Annotated in this window: 20 protein-coding genes and 1 tRNA gene; 16 read left to right on the forward strand and 5 right to left on the reverse strand. The window is 58.3% G+C overall.

Annotated elements, in window-relative coordinates; genetic code table 11:
* A partial coding sequence (locus tag APH30_RS10050) for a PCRF domain-containing protein (protein WP_156326423.1) occupies window positions 1-439 on the reverse strand: 439 nt, incomplete at its 3' end.
* Window positions 436-1,713 carry a glutamyl-tRNA reductase gene (gene hemA, locus APH30_RS10055; protein WP_009682968.1) on the reverse strand — a complete coding sequence of 426 codons (1,278 nt, stop codon included), beginning with the start codon at window positions 1,711-1,713 and terminating at the stop codon, window positions 436-438. The genes APH30_RS10050 and hemA, both read right to left, overlap by 4 nt.
* Window positions 1,714-2,295: 582 nt before the next feature.
* On the opposite strand from hemA, the gene APH30_RS10060 reads away from it, so the two are divergent.
* From APH30_RS10060 to APH30_RS10120, 13 genes are all read left to right on the forward strand, one after another.
* Window positions 2,296-2,784, forward strand: coding sequence for a type VI secretion system tube protein Hcp (locus APH30_RS10060; RefSeq protein ID WP_054912430.1), 489 nt, complete (start codon window positions 2,296-2,298; stop codon window positions 2,782-2,784).
* A 10-nt stretch (window positions 2,785-2,794) separates the two neighbouring features.
* Entirely contained in the window at window positions 2,795-3,772 is a 978-nt protein-coding gene (locus tag APH30_RS10065) for a hypothetical protein (RefSeq protein ID WP_054912431.1), read from the forward strand.
* Between the two features lie 765 nt (window positions 3,773-4,537).
* Window positions 4,538-4,897: a hypothetical protein gene (locus APH30_RS10070; protein WP_054912432.1), complete on the forward strand. Its 360-nt coding sequence runs from the start codon at window positions 4,538-4,540 to the stop codon at window positions 4,895-4,897.
* A 1,020-nt stretch (window positions 4,898-5,917) separates the two neighbouring features.
* On the forward strand, window positions 5,918-7,639 hold the full coding sequence (locus tag APH30_RS10075; protein WP_054912433.1) for a tetratricopeptide repeat protein: 1,722 nt from the start codon (window positions 5,918-5,920) through the stop codon (window positions 7,637-7,639).
* Window positions 7,640-7,643: 4 nt separating this feature from the next.
* Window positions 7,644-8,261, forward strand: a complete 618-nt coding sequence (gene lolB / locus APH30_RS10080) for a lipoprotein insertase outer membrane protein LolB (protein WP_054912434.1) — start codon at window positions 7,644-7,646, stop codon at window positions 8,259-8,261.
* A gap of 4 nt (window positions 8,262-8,265) precedes the next feature.
* On the forward strand, window positions 8,266-9,126 hold the full coding sequence (gene ispE, locus APH30_RS10085; RefSeq protein WP_054912435.1) for a 4-(cytidine 5'-diphospho)-2-C-methyl-D-erythritol kinase: 861 nt from the start codon (window positions 8,266-8,268) through the stop codon (window positions 9,124-9,126).
* A gap of 21 nt (window positions 9,127-9,147) precedes the next feature.
* A tRNA-Gln gene (locus APH30_RS10090) sits at window positions 9,148-9,222 on the forward strand.
* Between the two features lie 48 nt (window positions 9,223-9,270).
* Entirely contained in the window at window positions 9,271-10,212 is a 942-nt protein-coding gene (locus APH30_RS10095; RefSeq protein WP_003247410.1) for a ribose-phosphate pyrophosphokinase, read from the forward strand.
* Between the two features lie 120 nt (window positions 10,213-10,332).
* Window positions 10,333-10,932: a 50S ribosomal protein L25/general stress protein Ctc gene (locus tag APH30_RS10100; protein WP_009686184.1), complete on the forward strand. Its 600-nt coding sequence runs from the start codon at window positions 10,333-10,335 to the stop codon at window positions 10,930-10,932.
* Between the two features lie 79 nt (window positions 10,933-11,011).
* A complete protein-coding gene (gene pth, locus APH30_RS10105; protein ID WP_009686183.1) occupies window positions 11,012-11,596 on the forward strand; it encodes an aminoacyl-tRNA hydrolase in 585 nt (194 codons plus the stop codon).
* A gap of 24 nt (window positions 11,597-11,620) precedes the next feature.
* Window positions 11,621-12,721 (forward strand): redox-regulated ATPase YchF, encoded by a 1,101-nt coding sequence (gene ychF / locus APH30_RS10110; RefSeq protein WP_009686182.1) that lies wholly within the window; start codon window positions 11,621-11,623, stop codon window positions 12,719-12,721.
* A gap of 193 nt (window positions 12,722-12,914) precedes the next feature.
* Window positions 12,915-14,189, forward strand: coding sequence for a tyrosine-type recombinase/integrase (locus APH30_RS10115; RefSeq protein ID WP_054912436.1), 1,275 nt, complete (start codon window positions 12,915-12,917; stop codon window positions 14,187-14,189).
* A gap of 1,177 nt (window positions 14,190-15,366) precedes the next feature.
* Window positions 15,367-17,739 carry a DEAD/DEAH box helicase family protein gene (locus tag APH30_RS10120; protein ID WP_054912437.1) on the forward strand — a complete coding sequence of 791 codons (2,373 nt, stop codon included), beginning with the start codon at window positions 15,367-15,369 and terminating at the stop codon, window positions 17,737-17,739.
* 82 nt (window positions 17,740-17,821) lie between these two features.
* Here APH30_RS10120 and APH30_RS10125 read toward each other — a convergent pair whose 3' ends face one another.
* From APH30_RS10125 to APH30_RS10135, 3 genes are all read right to left on the reverse strand, one after another.
* Window positions 17,822-18,625, reverse strand: coding sequence for a retron system putative HNH endonuclease (locus tag APH30_RS10125; protein WP_054912438.1), 804 nt, complete (start codon window positions 18,623-18,625; stop codon window positions 17,822-17,824).
* Window positions 18,622-20,004, reverse strand: a complete 1,383-nt coding sequence (locus APH30_RS10130; RefSeq protein ID WP_054912439.1) for an AAA family ATPase — start codon at window positions 20,002-20,004, stop codon at window positions 18,622-18,624. The genes APH30_RS10125 and APH30_RS10130 overlap by 4 nt, the downstream gene beginning before the upstream one ends.
* Before the next feature lie 119 nt (window positions 20,005-20,123).
* Window positions 20,124-20,498 carry a hypothetical protein gene (locus tag APH30_RS10135; RefSeq protein WP_054912440.1) on the reverse strand — a complete coding sequence of 125 codons (375 nt, stop codon included), beginning with the start codon at window positions 20,496-20,498 and terminating at the stop codon, window positions 20,124-20,126.
* Between the two features lie 897 nt (window positions 20,499-21,395).
* Here APH30_RS10135 and APH30_RS10140 point away from each other — a divergent pair.
* From APH30_RS10140 to APH30_RS10150, 3 genes are all read left to right on the forward strand, one after another.
* Window positions 21,396-21,785 (forward strand): nuclear transport factor 2 family protein, encoded by a 390-nt coding sequence (locus APH30_RS10140; RefSeq protein ID WP_054912441.1) that lies wholly within the window; start codon window positions 21,396-21,398, stop codon window positions 21,783-21,785.
* 92 nt (window positions 21,786-21,877) lie between these two features.
* Window positions 21,878-23,377, forward strand: a complete 1,500-nt coding sequence (locus tag APH30_RS10145) for a cytosine permease (protein WP_054912442.1) — start codon at window positions 21,878-21,880, stop codon at window positions 23,375-23,377.
* Window positions 23,378-23,389: 12 nt separating this feature from the next.
* Complete coding sequence (locus APH30_RS10150) at window positions 23,390-24,820, forward strand: aldehyde dehydrogenase family protein (protein ID WP_054912443.1); 1,431 nt, start codon at window positions 23,390-23,392, stop codon at window positions 24,818-24,820.
* Window positions 24,821-24,823 lie beyond the last annotated feature (3 nt).

The following is a 24,823-nucleotide window of genomic DNA, read 5'->3' on the forward strand; positions in this document are numbered from 1 at the left end:
GCCAGCCACGCTTTTCGGCGTAACGCGAGTACATGCGGAACAGGTCACCCGAGAAGATCGCGGCCTCGTCGCCACCGGTGCCGGCGCGGATCTCGAGGAACACGTTGCGGCCATCATTCGGGTCCTTGGGCAGCAGCATGCGCTGCAGCTGCGCCTCGAGCGTCAGCAACTGCTCCTTGGCTTCACGCACTTCTTCCACGGCCATTTCGCGCATGTCCGGGTCACTGTCCTTGAGCAGCGCCTGGGCACCTTCGAGGTCGTCCTGGACTTTGCGCCACTCTTTATAGGCAGCATAGACCGGCTCGACCTCGGCGTACTCACGGGAATACGCGCGAAAGCGCGTCTGGTCGGAAATGACCTCGGCATCGCCGAGCAAGGCGGTGAGTTCTTCGAAGCGGTCCTGGAGAATTTCCAGTTTGTTCAGCAGCGACGCTTTCATTGCGGGGTTTTGTCCGTCGAGCCCTCGTTGAGGGCAAAGAGTTCCTGGGCCATGGCCAGCGCATCGACGCGCCCCTCGGCCGAGAGCTTTTTCAACTGCACGCTGGGCGCATGCAGGAGTTTGTTGGTCAGGCCCCGGGCCAATTGAGCCAGTACGTCCTCGGGGTTGCCGCCGTTGGCCAGCAGGCGCTGGGCCTTTTGCAGTTCTTCGTCGCGCAGGCGCTCGCTTTGCTGGCGATAGGCCTTGAGCACATCCACGGCAGCCAGCTCACGCAGGCGCAGCATGAAGTCTTCGGCGCCGACTGTCACCAGTTCTTCGGCAGCCTGGGCCGCGCCTTGGCGGCTCTTGAGGTTTTCCGCCACCACATCGTGCAGGTCATCGACGGTGTAGAGGTAGACGTCATCGAGCTCACCGACCTCGGTTTCGATATCGCGGGGCACGGCGATGTCGACCATGAAGATCGGTTTGTGCCGGCGCTGCTTCAGCGCACTTTCGACCGCGCCTTTGCCAAGGATCGGCAACTGGCTGGCAGTGGAGCTGATGACGATGTCGCTGTTGGCCAGTTCCTGGGGGATATCGGCCAGCAGAACGGCATGCGCACCGAACTGTTCGGCCAGGATGCTGGCGCGCTCCAGGGTGCGGTTGGCCACCACGATGCGGCGCACGCCCTGCTCATGCAGGTGGCGGGCGACCAGGGTGATGGTTTCGCCGGCGCCGATCAGCAGGGCCTGGCTACGCCCCAGGTCGGCGAAGATCTGCTTGGCCAGGCTGACGGCGGCAAAGGCCACCGACACCGGGTTCTCGCCAATGGCGGTGTCGGTACGCACCTGTTTGGCAGCACTGAAGGTGGCCTGGAACAGGCGCCCGAGCAACGGCCCGACGGTACCGGCTTCGCGGGCCACGGCGTAGGCAGACTTCATCTGGCCGAGGATCTGGGGCTCGCCGAGCACCAGCGAGTCGAGGCCCGAGGCCACGCGCATCATGTGCTTCACAGCGTCGTGCTCTTCGTGCACGTAGGCACTGGCGCGCAGTTCGTCGAGGCTGAGGCGGTGGTAATCAGCCAGCCATTTGAGTACGGCGTCGGCGGACAGGTGGTCCTGCTCTATATAGAGTTCACTGCGGTTGCACGTCGACAGAATCGCCGCTTCGCGGCTGGACGTCAGTCGGCAGAGCTGCTGCAGGGCGTCTACCAGCTGCTCTGGGGTAAACGCCACGCGCTCGCGTACGTCTACCGAGGCAGTCTTATGGTTGATACCGAGTGCAAGAAAGGCCATGCGAAGTCGCTGGTTGTGACAGGAAGCCGATAATTGTCCTCTTTCGCAGGTTTCAGGACAACCACCGTTCGCTATTGCGCTGATAGCGCGGCGGCTATCGCCGGCTGCACGCCCGCCTGACCTGTGATTCCAGCCTCGGATCCTGCAGCCCCCGTGCCAGGATTATCACCATGGACCTCAGCGCTTGACGGACATCCATGCCCCTCATCTCCCTCCGCATGCCCTTCGCTCGGCCTCCTGAAGCCGCAATGTGCGGCGCCTGAACTACCGCGTGCTTAGAAGCAAAAACCGAAGCACGCTACGCCACTGAAGCAGCGGCACACTACAGACGCACTGGCTTGACCGAATGGAAACCCGACGTGACAACGTAACGAGGGGATCTTTCCTGCAAAAGTTCATGTGAATTACTTTTTTCGACATATCTGTGTCGATTTTTTCCATCGACTTGTAGTCCATTTCTGAATTGCAGCTCCAGCTGTTGCCTCACCCAATTTCAATGCCTAGCCTTTCCCATCACTGATCTGGATTTGGTTCCTCACCAGAAAATTAAAACCTGACAATGATTACCAAAGAGAGGTAAGCATGGCTTTTGACGCTTATATAAAAATCGATGATATCCCAGGCGAGGCCTTGGACGAAAAATACAACAAATGGATCGAAGTCACAGGTTACCAATTCGGTGTAAGCCAAAGCACTTCAGCCACCGCAAGCTCTGCCGGTGGCGCCACATCAGGCCGCACGGCCGTCAGCCATTTCACCTTCACCAAGTTTCTCGACAGTGCCAGTTGCAAATTGATGGAAGCCAGCTGCGCAGGCCAACATCTCAAGGAAGTTAAACTCGCACTCTGCCGCGCGGGCGGCGACAAGCTCAAATATTACGAAATCATTCTCGAAGAAGTGATCATTGCCGACTACACCCAAAGCGCCGCCGATGGAGTACCGATAGAGGTGGTGCAGCTCGATTACGGGAGAATCAAAACCACCTATACCCAGCAAAAACGCATTGACGGCTCCGGCGGCGGCAACATCGCTGGCGGGTGGGACCGGATCGGAAACAAGAAGTACGCCTGAGGGGGTCGCCATGTCTGAAGCCCGTGCGTTCATCAACCCCAGGATGCAGAACTACCACACCCTCAAGGCCGGCCTTGCGCTGACTGGGCATTCGGCCAGCAAGTTCGACATCCTGAATTCGCACATTTGCAACAGCGTGGTCAGAAGCGGCGAACTGGTGATCGTCGGTGACTGGTCAACGCCTTCCTGTACCAGTCAGGAGGCGTATTTGATGTCGAAGGCTACCGTGCCCCATATGGGGTTGATGCATAGCGGCCAGGGTGCCGATGAGTTTTTCGTAGACAATTTCGAGCAGTTGAAGAGTCTGCTCGCCCATGCGTCCATGGGCACGGGCGTGGTAAGCGATAGTTGGAGCAAGTATCTCAAAGCGATTCAAGACACCTTGCTGGAAATCGAGACGCTGCATAGAGAGCACATGAGCTCAGGGTCCCTCAAAGCCCGCGAGCAGTTTTACGCCAAGCGGGCGGGGCTTTTCACGAAGCTGGATGAGCAGTTGCGCAGGTTGGCGGCGTTCGGCTCAGGCTTGCGCAACAATGGCTCCATCAAAAGAATGCTAGCCATTTCCACGAAAAGCTATTTGCATACGGGTGAGATTGCAGGGTATGCGGATAAGGTTGCCGGTGTGAGCAAGGCTGCTAACCTGATAAAAAAAGGAACTTATTTAGGCATTGCACTGGAAGTTTCGAGTACAGGTCTATCAATCAATAAAGCCTGCACGGAAGGGAGAGAGGAAGAGTGCAGAAGAGCTAAAATTGTGGAGAGTAGTTCATTGGCAGGTGGCGTAGGTGGAGGCGTAGTTGGCGCATATGCAGGCAACATAGTTGGCGTAGCAGCTTGCGGCGTGGTTCTCGGAACCGTATCGGGCGGGCCTGGAGCTATCGCTTGCGGTGTAGCGGGCGGAGCCTTTGGGGGGATGCTAGGCGGGAAGTTCGGAAGCGATGGTGGAAAATTCATGGGAGATTTATTCTACGAACGGGTGATAAAGTGACCACAGCTCATGAAATTTTGGGAGCGGTGTTCGCCCTCCTTATCACCGCGATCTTCATATCCATGTCGATAACGCTATATTTGTCCCATCGCCTGACTGAACACATTGAATCGCTGCTACCCAACTGCAAGCTGATCAGTGAGAACAGAAAAACATACGCTGAACTTGGCTTTATCGGAAAAGTTTTTCGATTCGGGACAATATCTTTAATGTTAGTCTCCCCAAAAGCCTATGCACGTAAAGGCCTGATAGACATTAATGAAGTAAACCAACTACCGGCCCGCATAAAAAAATTACTTAGCAGACTCGTCATTATGTGCTTAGCACTTTTTCTCACACTGCTATTATTTAGGGCATGCCTATATGCTGCTGATCACTACCAAACCCTTTGAAAACCAGTATTGAAGCTCGAGCAAACGCTCCCGTTGTTATTGCTAATAACAGCGCCAATAGCATATGCGTGAACCTATATTAGCATAATGCTTAACATAGCAGTAACCGGTCTATAAATTCGCCATGCTTGAAGCGAGCCGCATATGTAAACTCTGCATCATTAGCTGGAGGCCTGGCTGGTAGCGCTGTAGGCGGTTATCTAGGAGGGAATATTGTTGCACCCGCAGTATCCGGCACTAGGAGTAGGGACTGCCGGACTAGGGCACTCACCTGCGCGGTCATCGGTGGCACTGCCGGGGCGAAGTTAGCCGGTGATTTCGCAGAAAAAAAAGGCGAGGTATTAGGTGACTTTTTGTATCACGAGTTCTCAAAATGACTAACATAGAGCCAGGACTGATCGCGCTGATCCTGATTACAGCAATGTTAATTGCCGCTAGCGCGCAAATTATTATTTCACACAAATACACCGAGCATTTTGAATCTTTCCTCCCCACCTCTCGCCTCGTATCTGACAACATCAAAAATTACCAGCACGCCGGACTCTTGGGCAAAACAATAAGAACCGGCCAGATTGCAACACTGTTGGCTATACCCAAAATCTTCATTTACAGGGGTTACGCTGAAATTGAGGAAGTAAAAAACTCCCCCCTCCGCGAAAAGCGCATTTTGTTAATCCTATGGATTATTCACATCACCTTGTTCATTGCCTTGATGCTGTCGCGTTATCTATGACTTCATGCCGATACGACTTGCCCCGAATCGAAACCTGACGTGGCAACGTAACGAGGGGAAATTTCCTACAAAAACCTGTACCGCTGGCCGCGATAATGAGTGTAGAAGAGCTAAATACGCCCATGGATCTTCCTTGACAGGCAGTGTCGCCGGGGGAGGGATAGCAGCAAGCTACGGTGGAAATATTGCCACTAGTACTTGTCTCGCTCTTGGCGTGCCAACAGCCGGTACAGGCGCACTCCTCTGCGCTGTTATTGGTGGGGCTGCGGGAGCCACGGGAGGAAACATGCTTGGCGGTGCTGTAGGGGAAGCGCTCGGCGAAGTACTGTATGAAAAGGTAGGCACCCAATGAGCACTGCTGTGGGCATTGTTGCATTTATAATTTTGGCCGCCATGATCATCACGCTTTGCGCATCCCTCTACATATCAACCTATCATCTTGGCAGGATCGAATCACTACTACCGAATAGCGCATTCGTAAGCGGAAATAAGAAAACCTTTTCACAAGCAGGCCTTATTGGCAAGGTAATGCGCACACTCTCAATATCAATACTGCTAACAGTACCAAAGATATATGCACGGAAAGGCTTAGTTGACCTTGATGAGGTCACGAGCTTCCCTATACGCATGAAGCGCACCCTGATCGTCTTAGGGGCTATGCACCCAACACTTATCGGAGCACTTATTCTATTCCGCATTTGGCTGCATACCCTGGACCCAAGCCGCAGTTGGTAGCGAGAGAATAACGTCAGCCGGAGAGCTACAGCAGGGCGTCTACCATCTGCTCTGGGGTAAACGCCACGCAGTGGTGCGCTTCGCGGGTGGCCGCCTTTACACCATCTGCGCTCGATCTCATAAACCGCCAAAAAACCCAAGCCAAACACTCGGCACAGCCACCACATCACGGAACCCTCTCCCACCACAAAGGTCGCAGTTAACCAGACACCACACAGGTGGGTTTGCCCCCGCGCTTGTGTCATCATGCTGCGACCGCCGGTGAGTCCTCCTATTAAGCCTTCTATGAACAAACCATACGCATTGCTGCTTGCCTTCGCCCTGCTCCAGGGCTGCCAGAGCCTGGCCCCGCAAAAGGCCGAGCCTCCCGTTGCCGATGCCGCCAAGGCTGAGGCCGAGAAGCCCGTGGTGTATGGATCGTTCAAACAAGACACGCTCTACAGCCTGCTGGTGGCGGAACTGGCCGGCCAGCGCAACCGCTTCGACATCGCCCTGGCCAACTACACCGACCAGGCCGAGAAAACCCAGGACCCAGGGGTTTCCGAACGCGCCTATCGCATCGCCGAGTACCTCGGCGCCGACGAGCCGGCCCTGGACAACGCACTGGTCTGGGCGCGCAACGACCCGCAGAACCTCGACGCCCAGCGCGCCGCCGCCATCCAACTAGCCCGCGCCGGCCGCTACGACGATTCCATGACGTACATGGAAAAGGTGCTGCAGGGCCAAGGCGACACCCACTTCGATTTCCTCGCCCTGTCGGCAGCCGAGACTGACCAGAGCACCCGCGACGGCCTGCTGCAAAGCTTCGACCGCCTGCTGGTCAAGTACCCGGACAACAGCCAACTGGTGTTCGGCAAGGCCCTGCTGCTGAACCAGGACAACAAGCCCGAAGAGGCGTTGGAACTGCTCGAGTCACACCCCCCGCAAAATGGCGAAATTGCCCCGATCCTGCTGCGCGCCCGCCTGCTTCAGGCACTGGACCGCGGCCCCGAGGCCCTGCCCCTGCTGCGCGGGGCCATTCGCGACAACCCGGACGACAAACGCCTGCGCCTGACCTACGCCCGCACCCTGGTCGAGCAGGACCGTATCGCCGATGCCAAGGGCGAATTCCTCAGCCTGGTCCAGCAATACCCCGACGACGACGAACTGCGCTACTCCCTGGCCCTGGTGTGCCTGGAGAACAAAGACTGGGACGAGGCCGAGGGCTACCTGCAGGAACTGGTCGAACGCGACAGCAACGTCGACGCCGCGCGCCTCAACCTGGGCCGTATCCGCGAAGAGCGCCACGACCCCGCAGGCGCCCTGCGTGAATACGCCCTGGTCGGCCCGGGCCCCGACTACCTGCCGGCGCAACTGCGCCAGGCCGACATTCTGATCGCCAACGGCCGTGGCAGCGAGGCCTCGCGCCTGCTTGCCGAGGCCCGCGAAGCGCAGCCGGACTACGCCATCCAGCTGTACCTGATCGAATCGGAAAGCTACAGCAACAACAACAAGGACGCCCAGGCCAACCAGGTGCTGCAACAGGCCATACAGCGCTACCCGGACGACCTCAACCTGCTTTACACCCGCGCCATGCTGGCCGAAAAACGCGACGACCTGGCGCAGATGGAACAAGACCTGCGCGCGATCATCGCCCGCGAGCCGGAAAACGCCATGGCCCTGAATGCCCTGGGCTACACCCTGGCCGACCGCACAACCCGCTACGCCGAGGCCCGGACGCTGATCGAAAAGGCCCACCAGCTGACCCCCGACGACCCGGCAGTGCTCGACAGCCTGGGCTGGGTGAATTACCGCCTGGGTAACCTCGACGCGGCTGAAACCTACCTGCGCCAGGCGTTTGCCAACTTCCCCGACCACGAAGTGGCCGCCCACCTGGGCGAAGTGCTGTGGGCCAACGGCAAACGCCGCGAAGCCCGCCAGGTCTGGGCCAAGGGCTTCGATGCCCAGCCCGACAGCCCCCTCCTGCGCAAGACCCTCCTGCGCCTGACCGGATCCGAGACCCTTTAACGCCATGTTTTTGCGCCATTGCATTACCTTCACCCTGATCGCCCTGCTCGCCGGCTGCGCCGGCTTTGAAAGCCGCGAGGCCCTGCAGGGCCATGGCGACCCACAGCAGTGGCGCGCCCATAAAGAGCAACTGAGCAGCCTCGACGGCTGGCAGATCAACGGCAAGGTCGGCATCCGCGCACCGCGCGATTCGGGCAGCGGCACGCTGTTCTGGCTGCAACGCCAGGATTACTACGACATTCGCCTGGCCGGCCCGCTGGGCCGAGGTGCCGCCCGCCTCACCGGTCGCCCCGGCGGCGTGGTGCTGGAAGTGGCCAACCAGGGCCGCTACGAAGCCCCCAGCCCCGAAGCCCTGCTGGAAGAGCAACTGGGCTGGCGATTGCCGGTCTCGCACCTGGTGTGGTGGGTACGCGGCCTGCCCGCCCCTGACAGCAAGAGCACACTGAGCCTTGACGGCGACAGCCGCCTGGCCACCCTCGACCAGGATGGCTGGCAGGTGCAGTACCTGAGCTACACCGAGCAGAACGGCTACTGGCTGCCCGAGCGCCTGAAGCTGCACGGCCAGGACCTGGAAGTGACCCTGGTGATCAAGGACTGGCAGCCGCGCCAGCTGGGGCAGTGAGCCCATGCACACCCTGACCCTGCCGGCACCGGCCAAGCTCAACCTGTGGCTGCACATCATTGGCCGCCGCGCCGACGGTTACCACGAGCTGGAAACGGTGTTTCAGTTTCTCGACCACGGCGACGAACTGCACTTCGCCCTGCGCGATGACGGCGTGATTCACTTGCATACCCCTGTCGAGGCGGTGCCGCACGACAGCAACCTGATCGTGCGTGCTGCGCGCAAGCTACAAGCGCAATCAGGTACCCCATTGGGTGCGGACATCTGGCTGACCAAGGTCCTGCCCATGGGTGGCGGTATCGGCGGCGGCAGTTCGGATGCTGCCACCACCCTGCTGGCCCTCGCCCACCTGTGGCAGCTGGATTGGGACGAAGACCGCCTGGCCGCCCTGGGCCTGAGCCTGGGGGCGGATGTACCGGTATTCGTGCGCGGCCATGCAGCCTTCGCCCAGGGCGTGGGCGAACAGCTGACCCCGGTCGACCCGGAAGAACCCTGGTATGTCGTGCTGGTGCCGCAAGTGTCTGTCAGCACAGCAGAAATTTTTTCACATCCGCAGTTGACACGTGATTCACTGCCCCTTAAGATGCGCCCCGTTCCCAAGGGAAACAGTCGAAATGACTGCCAACCGGTGGTAGAGCAGAATCACCCAGAAGTTCGCAATGCGTTGAATTCACTGGGAAAATTCACCGAAGCTCGATTAACCGGCACTGGAAGCTGTGTGTTTGGGGCCTTCCCAAGCAAAGCCGAAGCTGATAAAGTTCTGGCCCTTCTTTCAGCGATCCAAACAGGGTTTGTGGCGAAAGGAAGCAATGTTTCGATGTTGCATCGCAAGCTGCAAAGTCTGGTCAAGAAGTCGGGCGCATAAGCGTTCGCAAGCAACAGATACAGGGGCGTCGCCAAGCGGTAAGGCAGCAGGTTTTGATCCTGCCATGCGTTGGTTCGAATCCAGCCGCCCCTGCCATTTTCCTTATACTCATCCAGGTATACCCTCAGCCTCCAGGTACTGCGCGTGTCCAAGATGATGGTCTTTACGGGGAACGCTAACCCCGATCTAGCTCGGCGTGTAGTACGTCAGCTGCATATCCCTCTCGGTGACGTCTCTGTCGGTAAATTCTCCGACGGCGAGATCAGCACTGAGATCAATGAAAATGTTCGCGGTAAAGACGTTTTCATTATTCAGCCGACCTGTGCCCCGACCAACGATAACCTGATGGAACTGGTAGTGATGGCCGACGCCTTCCGCCGCTCCTCAGCATCCCGAATCACCGCCGTGATTCCTTACTTCGGATATGCCCGCCAGGACCGCCGTCCGCGTTCGGCACGTGTAGCCATCAGCGCCAAAGTCGTCGCTGACATGCTCACTGTCGTTGGTATCGACCGTGTACTCACTGTCGATCTGCACGCTGACCAGATCCAAGGCTTCTTCGATATCCCCGTCGACAACATCTACGGCTCGCCCGTACTGGTAGACGACATCGAAGACCAGCGTTTCGAGAACCTCATGATCGTATCCCCGGACATCGGTGGTGTTGTGCGCGCACGCGCCGTCGCCAAGTCCCTGGGTGTCGACCTGGGTATCATCGACAAACGCCGTGAAAAGGCTAACCACTCCGAGGTCATGCACATCATCGGCGACGTCGAAGGGCGCACCTGCATCCTGGTAGACGACATGGTCGACACCGCCGGCACCCTGTGCCACGCGGCCAAAGCCCTGAAAGAACACGGCGCTGCCAAGGTTTATGCCTATTGCACGCACCCTGTCCTGTCGGGCCGCGCGATCGAGAACATCGAGAAGTCGGTACTGGACGAGCTGGTGGTGACCAACACCGTACCGCTGTCCGCCGCTGCTCAAGCCTGTGACCGTATCCGCCAGCTGGATATCGCACCGGTTGTCGCTGAAGCGGTACGCCGTATCAGCAACGAAGAATCGATCAGCGCGATGTTCCGCTAAGCGGAACCCGTGTTGATATGAAGCGCCCCGCCCCAACCTGTGTTGGGGCGGGGCTTTTTTGCCATCCCCGTCTGGCGCTGGTCGCAAACGCCATTCGGGAGGCTATTTTGGAGAAGTAAAATGACCGATTTCATCCTGAACGCCCAAGCGCGTACTGACCTGGGGAAAGGTGCGAGCCGCCGCCTGCGTCACTCCGCCAGCATCCCTGCCGTAGTTTACGGTGGCGATAAAGAAGCCCAGTCCCTGACCATCGTGGCCAAGGAAATCGCCAAACTGTTCGAAAACGAAGCTGCCTTCAGCCACGTTATCGAACTGAACGTCGACGGCGCCAAGCAGAACGTCGTGGTCAAGGCCATGCAGCGTCACCCAGCCAAAGGTTTCATCATGCACGCCGACTTCGTTCGCGTCGTAGCTGGCCAGAAGCTGACCGCTGTTGTTCCAGTGCACTTCATCAACGAAGAAGCACCGGTCAAGAAAGGCGGCGAAGTTTCGCACGTTGAATCGCAGATCGAAGTTTCCTGCGAAGCCAAAGACCTGCCAGAGTTCATCGAAGTCGACCTGGCCAACGCTGAAATCGGCACCATCATCCACCTGTCGGACCTGAAAGCTCCGAAAGGCGTAGAGTTCGTCGCTCTGGCCCACGGTGATGACAAAGCTGTTGCCAACGTTCACGCTCCGCGCGTTTCCGCCGAAGCTGCTGAAGAAGGCGCTGCCGAGTAATCCACTCGCACGCCGGCGTTGATCGGGTTACAGTGCCGCGCGCACTGTAGCCCACCAACTCCAAGGAAGAGCCCCTGACGTGACCGCCATCCAGTTGATCGTCGGCCTGGGTAACCCCGGCCCCGAATACGAACAGACCCGGCATAACGCAGGGGCTCTTTTCGTTGAACGCATTGCCAGCGCCCAGCGTGTTTCGCTGACCGCTGACAAAAAATATTTCGGCCTGACGGCTAAGTTCAGCCATCAGGGCAACGACGTTCGTTTGTTGATCCCCACCACCTACATGAACCGTAGCGGCCAGGCCGTGGCGGCCTTGGCCAATTTCTTCCGCATCAAGCCGGAAGCGATCCTGGTGGCGCACGACGAACTCGACCTGCCCCCGGGCGTTGCCAAGCTCAAGCGCGGCGGCGGTCATGGGGGGCACAACGGCCTGCGCGACATCATCGCGCAGCTCGGCAACCAGAACGACTTCCACCGCCTGCGGCTTGGCATCGGCCACCCGGGCGACGCCAAACTGGTCTCCAACTTCGTCCTGGGCCGCGCGCCGCGCGCCGAGCAGGAGAAGCTCGACGCCAGCATCGATTTTGCCCTCGGCGTGCTGCCGGACGTGCTTGCCGGCGATTTCGCCAAGGCGATGCGCGAACTGCACAGCCAGAAGGCCTGATTTCCTTTAGAGAGGGGAATACCCATGGGTTTCAATTGCGGCATCGTCGGCCTGCCCAACGTCGGCAAGTCCACCCTGTTCAACGCCTTGACCAAATCTGGCATCGCGGCGGAGAACTTCCCTTTCTGCACTATCGAGCCGAACAGCGGCATCGTGCCGATGCCCGACGCGCGCCTGGCTGCGCTGGCTGAAATCGTCAAGCCGAACCGCATCCTGCCGACCACCATGGAGTTCGTCGACATTGCCGGCCTGGTGGCCGGTGCATCGAAAGGCGAAGGCCTGGGCAACAAGTTCCTCGCCAACATCCGCGAGACCGACGCCATTGCCCATGTGGTCCGCTGCTTCGAAGACGAGAACGTGATCCACGTTTCCAACAGTGTGGACCCCAAGCGTGACATCGAGATCATCGACCTCGAACTGATCTTCGCTGACCTGGACAGCTGCGAGAAGCAACTGCAGAAGGTCGCACGCAATGCCAAGGGCGGTGACAAAGAAGCGCTGGCACAGAAGGCCATCCTCGAGCAGCTGATCCCGCACTTCACCGAAGGCAAGCCGGCACGCAGCCTGATGAAGAACATGGGCGCCGAAGACAAGGCGGTCATCCGCGGCTTCCACCTGCTGACCAGCAAGCCGGTGATGTACATCGCCAACGTCGCCGAAGACGGCTTCGACAACAACCCGCACCTGGACGTGGTCAAGGCCATTGCCGAGGAAGAAGGCGCGGTCGTGGTGCCGGTGTGCAACAAGATCGAAGCAGAAATCGCCGAGCTCGACGATGGCGAAGAGAAAGACATGTTCCTCGAGGCCCTGGGTCTGGAAGAGCCAGGCCTGAACCGCGTGATCCGCGCCGGTTACGAACTGCTCAACCTGCAGACCTACTTCACTGCTGGCGTGCAGGAAGTTCGCGCCTGGACCGTACGCGTGGGCGCCACCGCACCCCAGGCGGCCGGGGTTATCCACACCGACTTCGAAAAAGGCTTCATCCGCGCTGAAGTCGTGGCCTATGACGACTTCATCCAGTTCAAGGGTGAAAGCGGTGCCAAGGAAGCTGGTAAGTGGCGCCTGGAAGGCAAGGACTACATCGTCAAAGATGGCGACGTGATGCACTTCCGCTTCAACGTCTGATGGATGCCGTGGAATTCCACGGTACTTGAAAGACTTCAAAACCCCCGTGATCGCCAGGCGATACGGGGGTTTTGTGTTTTTGGGCCACCATTTTCATCCATTGAGATCCGAGCGTTCGTTGACTACTCTTCCGGGTACGACGCCCATAACCCGATTTCAAAAACCGGGTATGGCGAAAACCGGAGATCAGACGATGCTTACTGATACCCAATGCCGCACCGCGAAGCCCAAGGACAAACCTTATAAACTCACGGATGGAAAAGGCCTGTATCTCGAGGTCAAACCCAACGGCACCAAAGCGTGGCGCTACCGATTCAGTATCCGTATCACAGACACCACCAAGGAAAGCACCTTCGCGGTGGGTGACTATGCCATTGCGTCCCGTGGCGAGAGTGATGAAGACGCCCTGGCACGTCGTAAAGGTCGACGCTTTACCCTGGCAGAAGCACGCGAAGAACGTCTCAAGGCCCGAGACCTGGTGAAACAAGGCATCAATCCCGCCAGACATCGACAACTGCTACGCATCAAGCAGCAGCAAGACAACGCCACTACATTCGAGGCGGTCGCGCGGGAGTGGCTGGCACTCAAAGACTGGGAAGACATCACCAAGGTCAAGCGTCTGGAAATGCTCGAACGCGTAGTGTTCCCGAAGATTGGTCCGTGGCCGATCAAGAGCATTACCCCCGCCCACATCCTTGATGTGCTCACTACTTCCGCCAAGAAAAACGGCCTGACGGTCGCTGCGGCGGCTAAACGGAGCATGTCCGGTATTTTCGAACTCGCCGTCTCGACGCTGCGAGCAGATACAGACCCGGTCTATCCAGTCCGCCGCGCCCTGCCCGCTAACAAAACTCAGCACAAACGTCCGCTAACAACCGATGAAATTGGCCAGCTTTTACGCGACGTGGAAGGCCACTGCGGGCGTCATGAAACAGAAATCGCCTTTCGCCTGATGTGGCTGACGCTATGCAGACCCAATGAAGCAGTCGAAGCCCGCTGGGCAGAGTTCGACCTGGATGCAGCTCGCTGGCGTATCCCGGCCGAGCGAATGAAGAAGCGTAAAGAGCACAACGTGCCCCTGCCAACTCAGGCTGTCGCAATGTTACGAGGCTTGCAAACCGTCACTGGCAAATACGAACACCTCTTCCCCCATCGAGATGAACGCTCGAAACCCATGGTCGCGGCGTCGTTTCGCCAGATGCTGAAATCCCTGGGCTGGAGTGGGAAGTACAGCCCTCATGCCACCAGGACCACGGGGAGCACCCGCCTCAATGAATTGGGCTATCCGGGAGATTGGATTGAGCGTCAACTTGCCCATGCTGAACCGAACGCGGTGCGACGCACCTACAATCAGGCGGAATACTTGGCAGATCGCACAGTCATGATGCAGCAGTGGGCAGATATGCTCGACGCATGGATGCGCGGGGAAACGAATATTACGCCGATCACCAAGAGCATGGCCCGATAATGACGCGTCCACGGTGTGGCGACAGCGGCGACACTGGCGACATCCCACGTGCGACTTGGCCGGCAGCAGGCGACATCGGTGGCGACTGTCGCCGTGGTACGACGTGAACGACGGCTTTTCAGTCAAAGTCCCTGCGCATAGGAAGGCTCCGCATTCCCATGCACAGGGGCTCGCATCAAGAAGGCGACAAACCGCCCATCGTCCACTCACCACCACTCACGGCTACCTCTTTCCGCTATCGAATTTTGGCGCAATGAGCAGTGCCTAACTTGATTGACCCAGCCATCCCACCGGCGCTAGAAAGAAGCCTCGAAGCGCTGCCGCTGGCAGCACCCAGGTGACCCGAACCTTCAAGGTCACGCCGCTTTATGCGGTGGTTCTCCCAAGGGCGATTAGCATCCGGCAGCTCGCCCGGTCACCTTCCCGGTGATGGGTGCTCTTTAACCTCATGGCCCTCGTGCGCCAGCTACACCGTACTGCGCTGTCCTGCAGCAACCTCCGATTCTTGCGCCAACTTGCGCCCGTTTCTTTTTCCAGAAAAGAGACGGGCGCTCCTGACACTGCTGCAGCCCTGATCGCACATGGCTTTGCGGCAATCCCCCTCGTGACAATCGGCGTGACAAACGCCGATGTCACCAGCAACAGCGCTGTAGATGATGGTGCCGCAGCCCAGGGAATGGACTGCACCTGACTGACAGTCAGGCATGCCCCGGTCATCGCATTGCTGCTTGCTTGTGGCTCAGGATCTCGCGGCGCTGGTCTCGTCAGCCAGTGCAGCCTCCAGCCGCCCACCGCTATCGGTGCTCAGGAGGCCAGATCATGAGATGCCCTTGCTCTTGGTCGTAAGGAGCCGCCAGTCCCGCGTCAGTGGACACCCTCACAGGTCGCAGGGGCCTTGATCCCTGATAACACTCAGCATTCTTGGCGGGATGACGTGAGGATGGACTTCAGGCTAGCTAAGAGAGGACACAGATCATGGCTGTAGTTGAAACGCGAGGTGGGTGGAAGGTCAGTCCCAAGACTAGCGAAGCCGGCCCCATTCAAGCTTCACGAAAACCTGAAGTTGGACACCTCGTCATCGCAAGGGCTATTGTTTGGTAACCTCTACGCTTACTGGTTCACTGAGGATTGTAGCGAGAGGCTACAAGCTTCACCTGGGACGTAGAGGCTGAAGACGGTGATAGATACTAGCCTGGTGGCGAAGCTAAAGGCTGAGAATGCAAGATTGGTCGCCTTGCTGGATGCTCATGGCATCGATTGGCGTCTGCCGGCCGAGCCAGTCAAGATCGAGGTTGTTCAAGCAGAACACACACAACAATTCGGCACAGAAGCAAAGCTTGCCCTATTCCGGAGCTTGTTTCGTGGTAGGACAGACGTTTATCCAATTCGCTGGGAAAGCAAGGCAGGCAAATCAGGATACACACCCGCCTGCGCAAATGAATGGAAACCTGGCGTTTGTGAAAAGCCCCGAATTAAATGCGGGGACTGCGGTAATCGTCAGCTACTTCCTCTCACCGATGAGGTCGTTTATCGCCATCTAGCTGGTGAAGTGGTTATTGGCATCTACCCCCTGCTCCCGGATGACACCTGCTATCTTCTGGCGGTCGACTTTGATGAAGCCGAATGGCGTGATGATGCACGAGCCTTCGCTCAGTCGTGTCATGAACTGAACGTACCAATGGCACTGGAAATATCCCGTTCAGGTAAAGGCGCTCATTGCTGGATTTTCTTCAAGCAAAGTGTTCCCGCTCATGATGCCCGACGTCTTGGTGCGGCAATCATCAGCCATGCATGTGAACGTACACGCCAATTGGCACTCACTTCTTATGATCGGTTGTTCCCAAATCAGGACTACATGCCTAAAGGCGGCTTCGGAAATCTCATCGCGCTTCCATTGCAAAAGCGAGCCAGAGCTCACAACAACAGCGTTTTTGTCGACAGCGAGCTTGAACCTTATCTCGATCAGTGGGCCTTCTTAGCATCGGTTCAGAAAATGCCTCCGGAGGATATTCCGTTCGTTGTCACCCAAGCGATTGGGAAGCAGGACCCTACAGGAGTCATGTATGTTGACGACGACGGCGATGCAGAACCTTGGAAGGCTCGTGAGTCAAAGTCACCAAAATTGACGTGCCCATTGCCAGCCTCTATCAACGTCACGCTGGCTAACATGATTTACTTTGAAAAGTCGGCGTTGCCGCAACCATTAGCAAACCAGCTTGTCCGGCTAGCCGCGTTTCAAAATCCCGAATTCTACAAAGCTCAAGCCATGCGCATGTCGGTGTGGAACAAGCCGAGAATAATCGGTTGCGCCCAGAACTTCCCCAAACATATTGCGCTGCCACGTGGCTGCCTGGATGCTGCACTGGAGCTGCTAGGGGTAAATGGCATCTCCCCTGAGTTTCAAGATGAACGCTTCGCCGGTGACCCGATTGACGTGAGTTTCCTCGGGACCTTGCGTCCAGACCAGGAAGATGCCATCGGCAAAATGCTGAATCATGATACCGGAATTCTTTGCGCACCTACGGCGTTCGGCAAAACGGTCAGCGCAGCTGCATTGATTGCTAGACGTGGCGTTAATACATTAATACTTGTGCATCGGACCGAATTATTAAGACAGTGGCAAGAACGCGTGCAAGCGTTCTTGGGTGTTGGCAAGGGTGTGGTTGGAACGATTGGGGGCGGAAAAGCAAAACCTACAGGCATCATCGATATTGCCGTAATGCAATCGTTATCGCGAAAAGGTGAGATCAGCGATCACGTTAAAAACTACGGACAAATTATCGTCGATGAGTGTCATCACTTGTCAGCAGTGTCATTCGAGGCACTACTGAGAACCACGACTGCGCGATACGTGCTGGGCCTCACGGCAACCCCAGTGCGACGAGATGGGCAACAACCAATAATTTTCATGCAATGCGGACCGATCCGACACTCTGCTGCTCGACCGGCGAGCGCACCTCATGATCTATCTGTCGTGCCCAGACTGCTACCAAAGCCAGTTGTGGTCCCTGACGGTTCTGGAATCCAAGACGTTTTCCGGAAGTTAGCAAGCGACTCTGAGCGGACAGCCAAAATCGTCTCGGAGATCGAACTGGCATACAGCCAAGGTAGAAAAATTCTAGTTCTAACAGAACGGACGGAGCATGTGGATACCTTGGAGCTTGAGTTGAAGCAGCGCGTGAATAACCTTTTCACACTTCATGGGCGAATGCCTAAAAAACAACGAATTGCCCGTATGCATGAGCTTGAGTGCCTTGCCCCGGATGCACCACGAGTACTGTTGGCGACGGGGAAACTAGTCGGTGAAGGCTTCGATCATCCGCCATTGGACACGCTGGTGCTGGCAATGCCCATCTCATGGAAGGGAATCCTCCAGCAATATGCAGGACGATTGCATCGGTCACATGCCGACAAAGCCGACGTGCGAGTGATCGACTTCGTTGACGAGGGCAGTGCCGCGCTAATGAGAATGTGGGATAAGCGCCAAGCAGGTTACAAAGCGATGGGCTACCGCATGACCGACCCCTTGATTACCATGGACCTAGTTTGAATACGGTTTGACGGTTCATACGCCACTACTCCGCTGCAATCGCGAAACCATAGTTATCCTCAATATCCGGTTCGTTAGCCGCTTACACTCGAAACCCAATATCACTCAGGTACTGCTCGGCAGTAGTGCCCAGACAAAAACGAATGGTGGTAAAAAAACCCGGCCAACGTTGACGGTAATAGCGCTCCGCAAGTGAGCGCAAGGCTTCCTCAGGACGAATGTTCTGAAGGCGCAAGCTCTTCTTATTGCGTTCTATATCCCAGTGAACACGTAAGCGCGCCTCACACAAGCGAACGCAATTGAGATTGAGCATATCGATTGTGTGCTGCACCAACTCCTGGGTACTAGGGTGCTTGTTCCCCGGCAGCGCCGTGCGGGCACAGGCCTGCTCATCGGGAAGCAATCGTCCTGTACTTCTCTCCAGGAAAAACAGGCTTGGGAAAGAAGGTAAATTTGTTGGATTGATGACCCAGCCCTCGCAGCTTTCAGCAAGCTTGCCAGTTCCAATCATCTGATCCTTGTAGGCATCACAACTGAGGTTGGACGGTAACGGATCTAGCGCATAGGGCGCCGGCACATGGCGCTGAGATCCGCCCATGCAGACTGCGATCATGTTCTGCCAATCAAGTGCCCAATTATGGGCCGTCGCGGTATCCGATTTGGGATGAAAATGCTCCACTCGACACTTAAGTGAATCATTGTCGCGGATGTCAATTTCACAGTAGCCACACAGTCCGCCCTGCCCATTGACTAAGCGAAACCGGATAGCCTCGTACGCAGTTCGACCAGTTGCGTCGCCCCGCATCTGATCCCAAGTACTCCGCAAATTCCCTGCACGATACCCCGCCAGCTCATCGGGTTCATCAAGCCTAATGACTTGCTTCATTCACCCAACTCCCACTTACGATTCTCAATCTGAAGATCAGCATCAAGCAGTGCTGGCTCCTGCCCCTGATAGCGCTCATCTAGCTTTTTGCGCAGTTCCAGAGCTCGCGGACTACTCCACTGGTCTCTATCAACCAACGCCAGGTACTCCTTCAACTCTTGAGTCGCAAGGCTGGCTGGAGGACGTACTTCATCAAGACCCAGCACCTGCCGAAGCATACGCTCCGGCTCCGAGCCTTCGGTGCCTGGTGGCGCGGAATAGACCTTATTGTCCTTCAGTATGCGGATGCACTCGGAAGGCACGGACGTCAACACTTGCGGGCTATGAGTGGTTATAACGAACTGGATTTGCGGGAATACTTCTCGCAATTGGGTAAGGATGATTTGCTGCCAACGTGGGTGCAGGTGCATGTCCACTTCGTCGATCAGCACCACGCCGCGTGTTTGCCTTGCTGCATCGCCCCCCAGATGAGGGTTGAGTTTGATACAGCGATAGGCGATATCACCGATCATGGCTAGCACACTTCGGATGCCATCGCTGAGTTGGTCAACATCCAAGGTGCCATGTAGGTCATGGCTGAGTACCAACGAGCTTTCCTGAGTTACGCTGAATTCCAACTGGTGCCATCCGGTCGTCGTACTGAGAAAGCTATCGATGGCTTGCTGGACAACACGAACACGATCTTCTGCAGCCTGCAGTTCCTCAACACGTGCGCGCCTTTCAAGCTGGCGAATTTGCTGTTCGCGCAGACTCTGAAATGCCCAGATGAACCATTCCTTGAAGTGCTTGTAGGATGAGGCCGGATCCAGGCAGTTCAGGTAGGCGAATGTGCGGACATAAAAGTCGGTTTCGCGAGTGTCATCTTTGCCTTTCAAATTTTCAGTCAGGCGCTTCTGCGCCCAGAGCCGCCCAGTACCGTAGTAGCCAAATACCGGCAGATCCAAAGTCGGCTTTTCCGGGTCTCGGATTTGATCCTGGACAGCACCAGCCCACTGCCGCATAAACCCGGTATCACCGTCATCCTTGGTCTTGGTAGCTCTGGCTTCTTTATCTCGATAGCGAACCCATGTAGAGACTGCCCCGCTACCAAAGTCTCCAGACATAGTTACCCGAGCTGGTAACTGCCGGGCCATATCTCCACTGGTCAGACGCAACAGGCGCACGTCATCAATAGCGATAGCGTTACCAGGGTCATTGAATGCATTACGTGCGAGGTCGAAGCTATTGACAAAGGGCCAGAGCGCGATACGAATAGCATCCAACAGGGTTGATTTGCCCTGGCCATTTTCAGCCACCAATACGGTTAGCTGTGAATGCAAGGGGACTTCCAGATCTGCGTAACAGCGGAAGTTCTCCAGACGCAACAGATCCAGCTTCACAGGCTTTCCTCCGGCTTAATCACTAGGGATAACATCTCACTCAAGTCGCATTTGACTCTGGCAATGTCGAACTCCAGCTCGCTCTTGAATGGATGCTTAATGTAATAAAGGCTACTCACCTATCGGCCATCCACCAGTAAATTGGCAAGAATGTATTTTTCGCCCGGATTGTAGCGGGAGAAGATCTCGTTCTTGGTGTGCTCCGCGATCATCGGATCGAATAGATGCGCCAGTTGGATACACCACGCCTCCAAGGCCAGCTTGAATTCGCTAGCTGGGGCATCAACCGCCAGAGCTATACTAGCCTGGGCCAGCTCAAGGCGGGGCTCGTCGCTGCGAAGCAGTATCTGGTCACCGTGACCACCGGCACATTTCTGGTAGCCGACGCGGACCGCCGAGTCACCAGCCTTGTCGACACTTGTGCCTTTAACCACCTCGTCGCCATGCAGGCCGCGAATCTGAGCGTCTTTTGCGATGTCCTCCAGACTGACCATTCGAGTTTCTACAAATTGTCAACTTTATCAGTCTACTTGAATGCCGCCGACCTCGTCACTCGACCCTCTCAGAAAGAAAGCCCCGATAGACGACGGCTTGGACATCTGCTTGACGGGACGTCGGCTCCACCGAGGCAAATTCACCTGGCTTGGCACGCGCCACGGTTCACAAATGGAGCTGAGCACCGAACTGCTACACACCTTGACACCGGGCTCACCATAGCAGAGAGGTTTGGTCAAATGCCTCAGCGTGCGGAGAAAAACGCAACCGCAGTGACAGCAAAGTCACACGCCACTCAAACCGGGCGCTAAACCGGGTATGACACATATCGACTCGTACTAAAACCCAGACCTTATGAGGCCTAAGCGCTCTGACTTCTGGTTTAACGTCTAAGCGGTAGCCTGCAGTGACCAGAAACCCCTTGCGGCTCATGCCTCAAGGGGTTTTCGTTTTATGTGGCCCGCGCCGGCCTTATCGCTAAGGCGACGGCCGGGCTTTTGCAGGACAATATATAACTTTTTGATTTAACAGGGCCCTTGTGGGAGCGGGCGTGCCCGCGAACACCGGCGCAGCCGGTGCCAGACACCGCGTCGCCTGCTTCGCGGGCACGCCCGCTCCCACACCGGCCGCGTCTCGCTTACGAACTGAGTTCTCTGCGCGACAGCCCAGCCCGTAGCGCTGGGTAATCTCCCCCAATGAATCGCGCAGGCTTTGCGAATTTTGAGAAAGACAATTGCTCCGACCTGCTCCGCCAGTCGGGTATGGCCAAACGCCGGGCTGCCAGCGCATCACTTCACAAATTCCTGAACTGATTATTTGTCGCCAGCGATTTTTCCCACCGGCAAGCCCCACCAGAATCGCTTCACCACAATCATAAAAACCCGTGAGGCCACCCCGTGGACCAGACCCTGCAGGTACGGCAAGCCGCCGCCGACCTTGTTGCCGCCTTCGCCAGCAACGACACCGCCCGCTACTTCGCCTGCTTCAGCGAAGACGCCACGTTCCTTTTCCATACCTTGGCGCAACCCCTGATGTCACGCCGGGCCTATGAGAAGGTCTGGGCCCAGTGGCAGGCCGAAGGGTTTGCCGTGCTCGCCTGCGCGTCCACCAACGCCCAGGTCAGCCTGCAAGGCGACGTGGCGATCTTCATGCATGATGTGGCCACGCATCTGCGCATCGGCGGTGCCGAGCACCAGCTGAACGAGCGCGAGACCATCGTGTTCCGCCGCCACGCTGACCAGTGGCTGGCCTGCCACGAACACCTGTCGGCCGTGTCGCCGGCCTGATCACCTTTTTGCGGCCCTGCCGCCCTGCCATCGCACCCACAAGAAGGCTTGCGCACTGCGCCGGCCCACAACAACCGCGCTGGAGCATCACCATGAGCCACTCGACCGGTATCGAGACAAACGGCGTAGAACAGATCCCCGCCGATCAACGCGACGCCTCCCCGCTGGACCTGTTCCGCCTGATCTTCGGCGGCGCCAACACATTCGCCACCGCCGTGCTCGGCAGTTTCCCGGTGCTGTTCGGGCTGTCGTTCCAGGCGGGGGTGTGGGCCATCGTGCTCGGCGTTGCCGTTGGCGCGCTGATCCTGGCACCGATGGGCCTTTTCGGCGCGCTGAACGGCACCAACAATGCGGTCTCCTCGGGCGCGCACTTCGGCGTGCACGGGCGCATCGTCGGCTCGTTCCTGTCGCTGCTCACGGCAGTGGCATTCTTTTCGCTGTCGGTATGGAGTTCGGGCGATGCCCTGGTCGGCGGCGCCAAGCGCCTGGTCGGCCTGCCGGAAACCGACCTGACCCTGGGCCTGGCCTACGGCCTGTTCGCAGTGCTGGTGCTGGTGGTGTGCATCTTCGGCTTCCGCTTCATGCTGTGGGTCAACAAGATTGCCGTGTGGGCGTCGAGCCTGCTGTTCCTGCTGGGTATCGCTGCTTTTGCCGGGCCGTTCGACGCGGGCTACGCAGGCAGCGTCAACCTGGGCCAGGCCGGCTTCTGGGCAGCTTTCGTCGGCGCTGCGATCCTGGCGATGAGCAACCCGGTGTCATTCGGCGCCTTCCTCGGTGACTGGTCGCGCTACATTCCACGCGAAACCCCCAAGGCGCGCATCATGCTGGCGGTGATAGCGGCCCAGGGTGCCACGCTGATTCCATTCCTGTTCGGCCTGTGCACCGCCACCCTGGTGGCTACCCAGGCACCGGACTACATTGCCGCCAACAACTATGTCGGCGGGCTGCTGGCAGTCGCCCCCAGCTGGTTCTTCCTGCCGGTGTGCCTGATTGCGGTGATCGGCGGTATGTCCACCGGCACCACGGCGTTGTATGGGACAGGCCTGGACATGTCCAGCGTGTTCCCGCGCCTGCTCAGCCGTGCCGGCGCCACGCTGCTGATCGGGGTGCTGGCGATCGGTTTCATTTTCATCGGCCGCTTTACCTTCAACCTGGTGCAGAGCGTGTCGACCTTCGCCGTGCTGATCATCACCTGCACCAGCCCGTGGATGGTGATCATGATCCTCGGCCTGGTCACCCGCCGTGGTTTCTACCACGCCGATGACCTGCAGGTATTCACCCGCGGCCAGCGGGGTGGCCACTACTGGTTCCTGCACGGCTGGAACTGGCGCGGCATGGGCGCTTGGGTCCCCAGCGCAGTGGTCGGCCTGTGCTTCGTGAACCTGCCGGGGCAATTCGTCGGACCGTTGGGCGACCTGGCCGGTGGCATTGACCTGAGCCTGCCGGTCACCCTGGGGCTGGCCGGGGTGCTGTACCTGCTGCTGCTCAGCCTTTTCCCCGAACCTGCCGGCGTGTATGGCCCGCAGGGCCCACGCTGGGTGCGTTGCAAACAGGCTGCGCACACGCCTGTAACCACTGCCGAAATGGCCTGACTGGAAACCACCATGACCACTTCCCACTACATTGCCGGCCGCTGGGTCGACGGCCAGGGCAGCGACTGCATCAGCGTCAACGACCCTGCGCTGGGCCAACCGTTTGCCGAACTGATAGCTGCCAGTGCCGAGCAGGTCGACCAGGCCGTGGCCGCCGCACGTGCAGCCCTGCCCGCCTGGAAATGCACCAGCGCCAGTGAGCGCGCAGCGTATCTGCGCGGCTTCGCCGAACAGCTTGGGCAACGCCGCGAAGCGCTAGTCGCCCTGCAGATGCGCAACAACGGCAAGCCGCGCCACGAGGCAGAAGTCGACCTGGACGACGCCATCGCTACCTTCAGCTATTACGCCGAGCTGGCTGAACAACTGCCTGGGCAAAACCGCGACGTACCGCTGGCTGCCCCGGGCTTCACCGCCCGCACCCGCCTGGAGCCGGTGGGCGTGGTCGGCCTGATCGTACCCTGGAACTTCCCACTGGTGACCAGCGCCTGGAAGCTTGCCCCGGCCCTGGCCGCTGGCTGCACCGTGGTGCTCAAGCCCTCGGAAGTAACCCCACTGTGCGAACTCGCCTACGGCCAGATCGCCGACACCCTGGGCCTGCCGGCCGGGGTGCTGAATATCGTCAATGGCAAAGCCGAGACGGGTGCAGCGCTGAGCAACCACAACGGCCTGGACAAACTGTCGTTCACAGGCAGCAATAACGTTGGCAGCCAGGTGATGCGCAGCGCAGCGGCGCAATGCCGGCCGGTCACGCTGGAGTTGGGCGGCAAGTCGGCGATCCTGGTGTTCGATGACTGCGACGTCGATGCGGCGGTGCAATGGATCGTTGCCGGCATCTGCTGGAATGCGGGCCAGATGTGCTCGGCCACATCACGCCTGCTGGTACAGGACGGCATTGCCGATGCCCTCCTGCCGCGCCTGCAGGCAGCGCTGGAAAACCTGCGGGTGGGCAGCCCGCTGAGCGAAGAAGCCGACATGGGCCCACTGACCAGCCAGGCCCAGTGGCTGAAGGTGGCCGGCTACTTTGCCACGGCGCGGGAGGAAGGTTTGCAGTGCCTGGTCGGTGGCAAAGTGCTGGACCGTGGCGGCTGGTTCGTCAGCCCTACCCTGTATGCCGATGTGCCTGAAGGCAGCCGCCTGTGGAACGAAGAAATCTTTGGTCCGGTATTGTGCGCACGGCGCTTCGCCAGCGAACAACAGGCAATTGCCGAGGCCAACGACAGCCGCTTCGGCCTGGTGGCGACAGTGTGCACCACAGACCTGGCGCGCGCCGAGCGGGTGGCCGATGCGCTGGAGGTGGGCCATGTGTGGATCAACTCGGTGCAGGCGGTGTTCGTCGAGACCTCATGGGGTGGCACCAAGGGCAGCGGTATAGGCCGTGAGCTGGGCCCTTGGGGCTTGTCGGGCTACCAGTCGGTCAAGCATGTGACACAGTGCCTGGGGTGAACT

Source organism: Pseudomonas sp. NBRC 111127 (assembly GCF_001320345.1).
Lineage (GTDB): Bacteria > Pseudomonadota > Gammaproteobacteria > Pseudomonadales > Pseudomonadaceae > Aquipseudomonas > Aquipseudomonas juntendi.

Excerpts from the sequence above, each read along its gene's own strand:
- hemA (WP_009682968.1), bottom strand. The coding sequence starts at position 1,713 with ATGGCCTTTCTTGCACTCGGTATCAACCATAAGACTGCCTCGGTAGAC.
- APH30_RS10060 (WP_054912430.1), top strand. The coding sequence starts at position 2,296 with ATGGCTTTTGACGCTTATATAAAAATCGATGATATCCCAGGCGAGGCC.
- APH30_RS10065 (WP_054912431.1), top strand. The coding sequence starts at position 2,795 with ATGTCTGAAGCCCGTGCGTTCATCAACCCCAGGATGCAGAACTACCAC.
- APH30_RS10070 (WP_054912432.1), top strand. The coding sequence starts at position 4,538 with ATGACTAACATAGAGCCAGGACTGATCGCGCTGATCCTGATTACAGCA.
- APH30_RS10075 (WP_054912433.1), top strand. The coding sequence starts at position 5,918 with ATGAACAAACCATACGCATTGCTGCTTGCCTTCGCCCTGCTCCAGGGC.
- lolB (WP_054912434.1), top strand. The coding sequence starts at position 7,644 with ATGTTTTTGCGCCATTGCATTACCTTCACCCTGATCGCCCTGCTCGCC.
- ispE (WP_054912435.1), top strand. The coding sequence starts at position 8,266 with ATGCACACCCTGACCCTGCCGGCACCGGCCAAGCTCAACCTGTGGCTG.
- APH30_RS10100 (WP_009686184.1), top strand. The coding sequence starts at position 10,333 with ATGACCGATTTCATCCTGAACGCCCAAGCGCGTACTGACCTGGGGAAA.
- ychF (WP_009686182.1), top strand. The coding sequence starts at position 11,621 with ATGGGTTTCAATTGCGGCATCGTCGGCCTGCCCAACGTCGGCAAGTCC.
- APH30_RS10115 (WP_054912436.1), top strand. The coding sequence starts at position 12,915 with ATGCTTACTGATACCCAATGCCGCACCGCGAAGCCCAAGGACAAACCT.
- APH30_RS10125 (WP_054912438.1), bottom strand. The coding sequence starts at position 18,625 with ATGAAGCAAGTCATTAGGCTTGATGAACCCGATGAGCTGGCGGGGTAT.
- APH30_RS10135 (WP_054912440.1), bottom strand. The coding sequence starts at position 20,498 with ATGGTCAGTCTGGAGGACATCGCAAAAGACGCTCAGATTCGCGGCCTG.
- APH30_RS10145 (WP_054912442.1), top strand. The coding sequence starts at position 21,878 with ATGAGCCACTCGACCGGTATCGAGACAAACGGCGTAGAACAGATCCCC.
- APH30_RS10150 (WP_054912443.1), top strand. The coding sequence starts at position 23,390 with ATGACCACTTCCCACTACATTGCCGGCCGCTGGGTCGACGGCCAGGGC.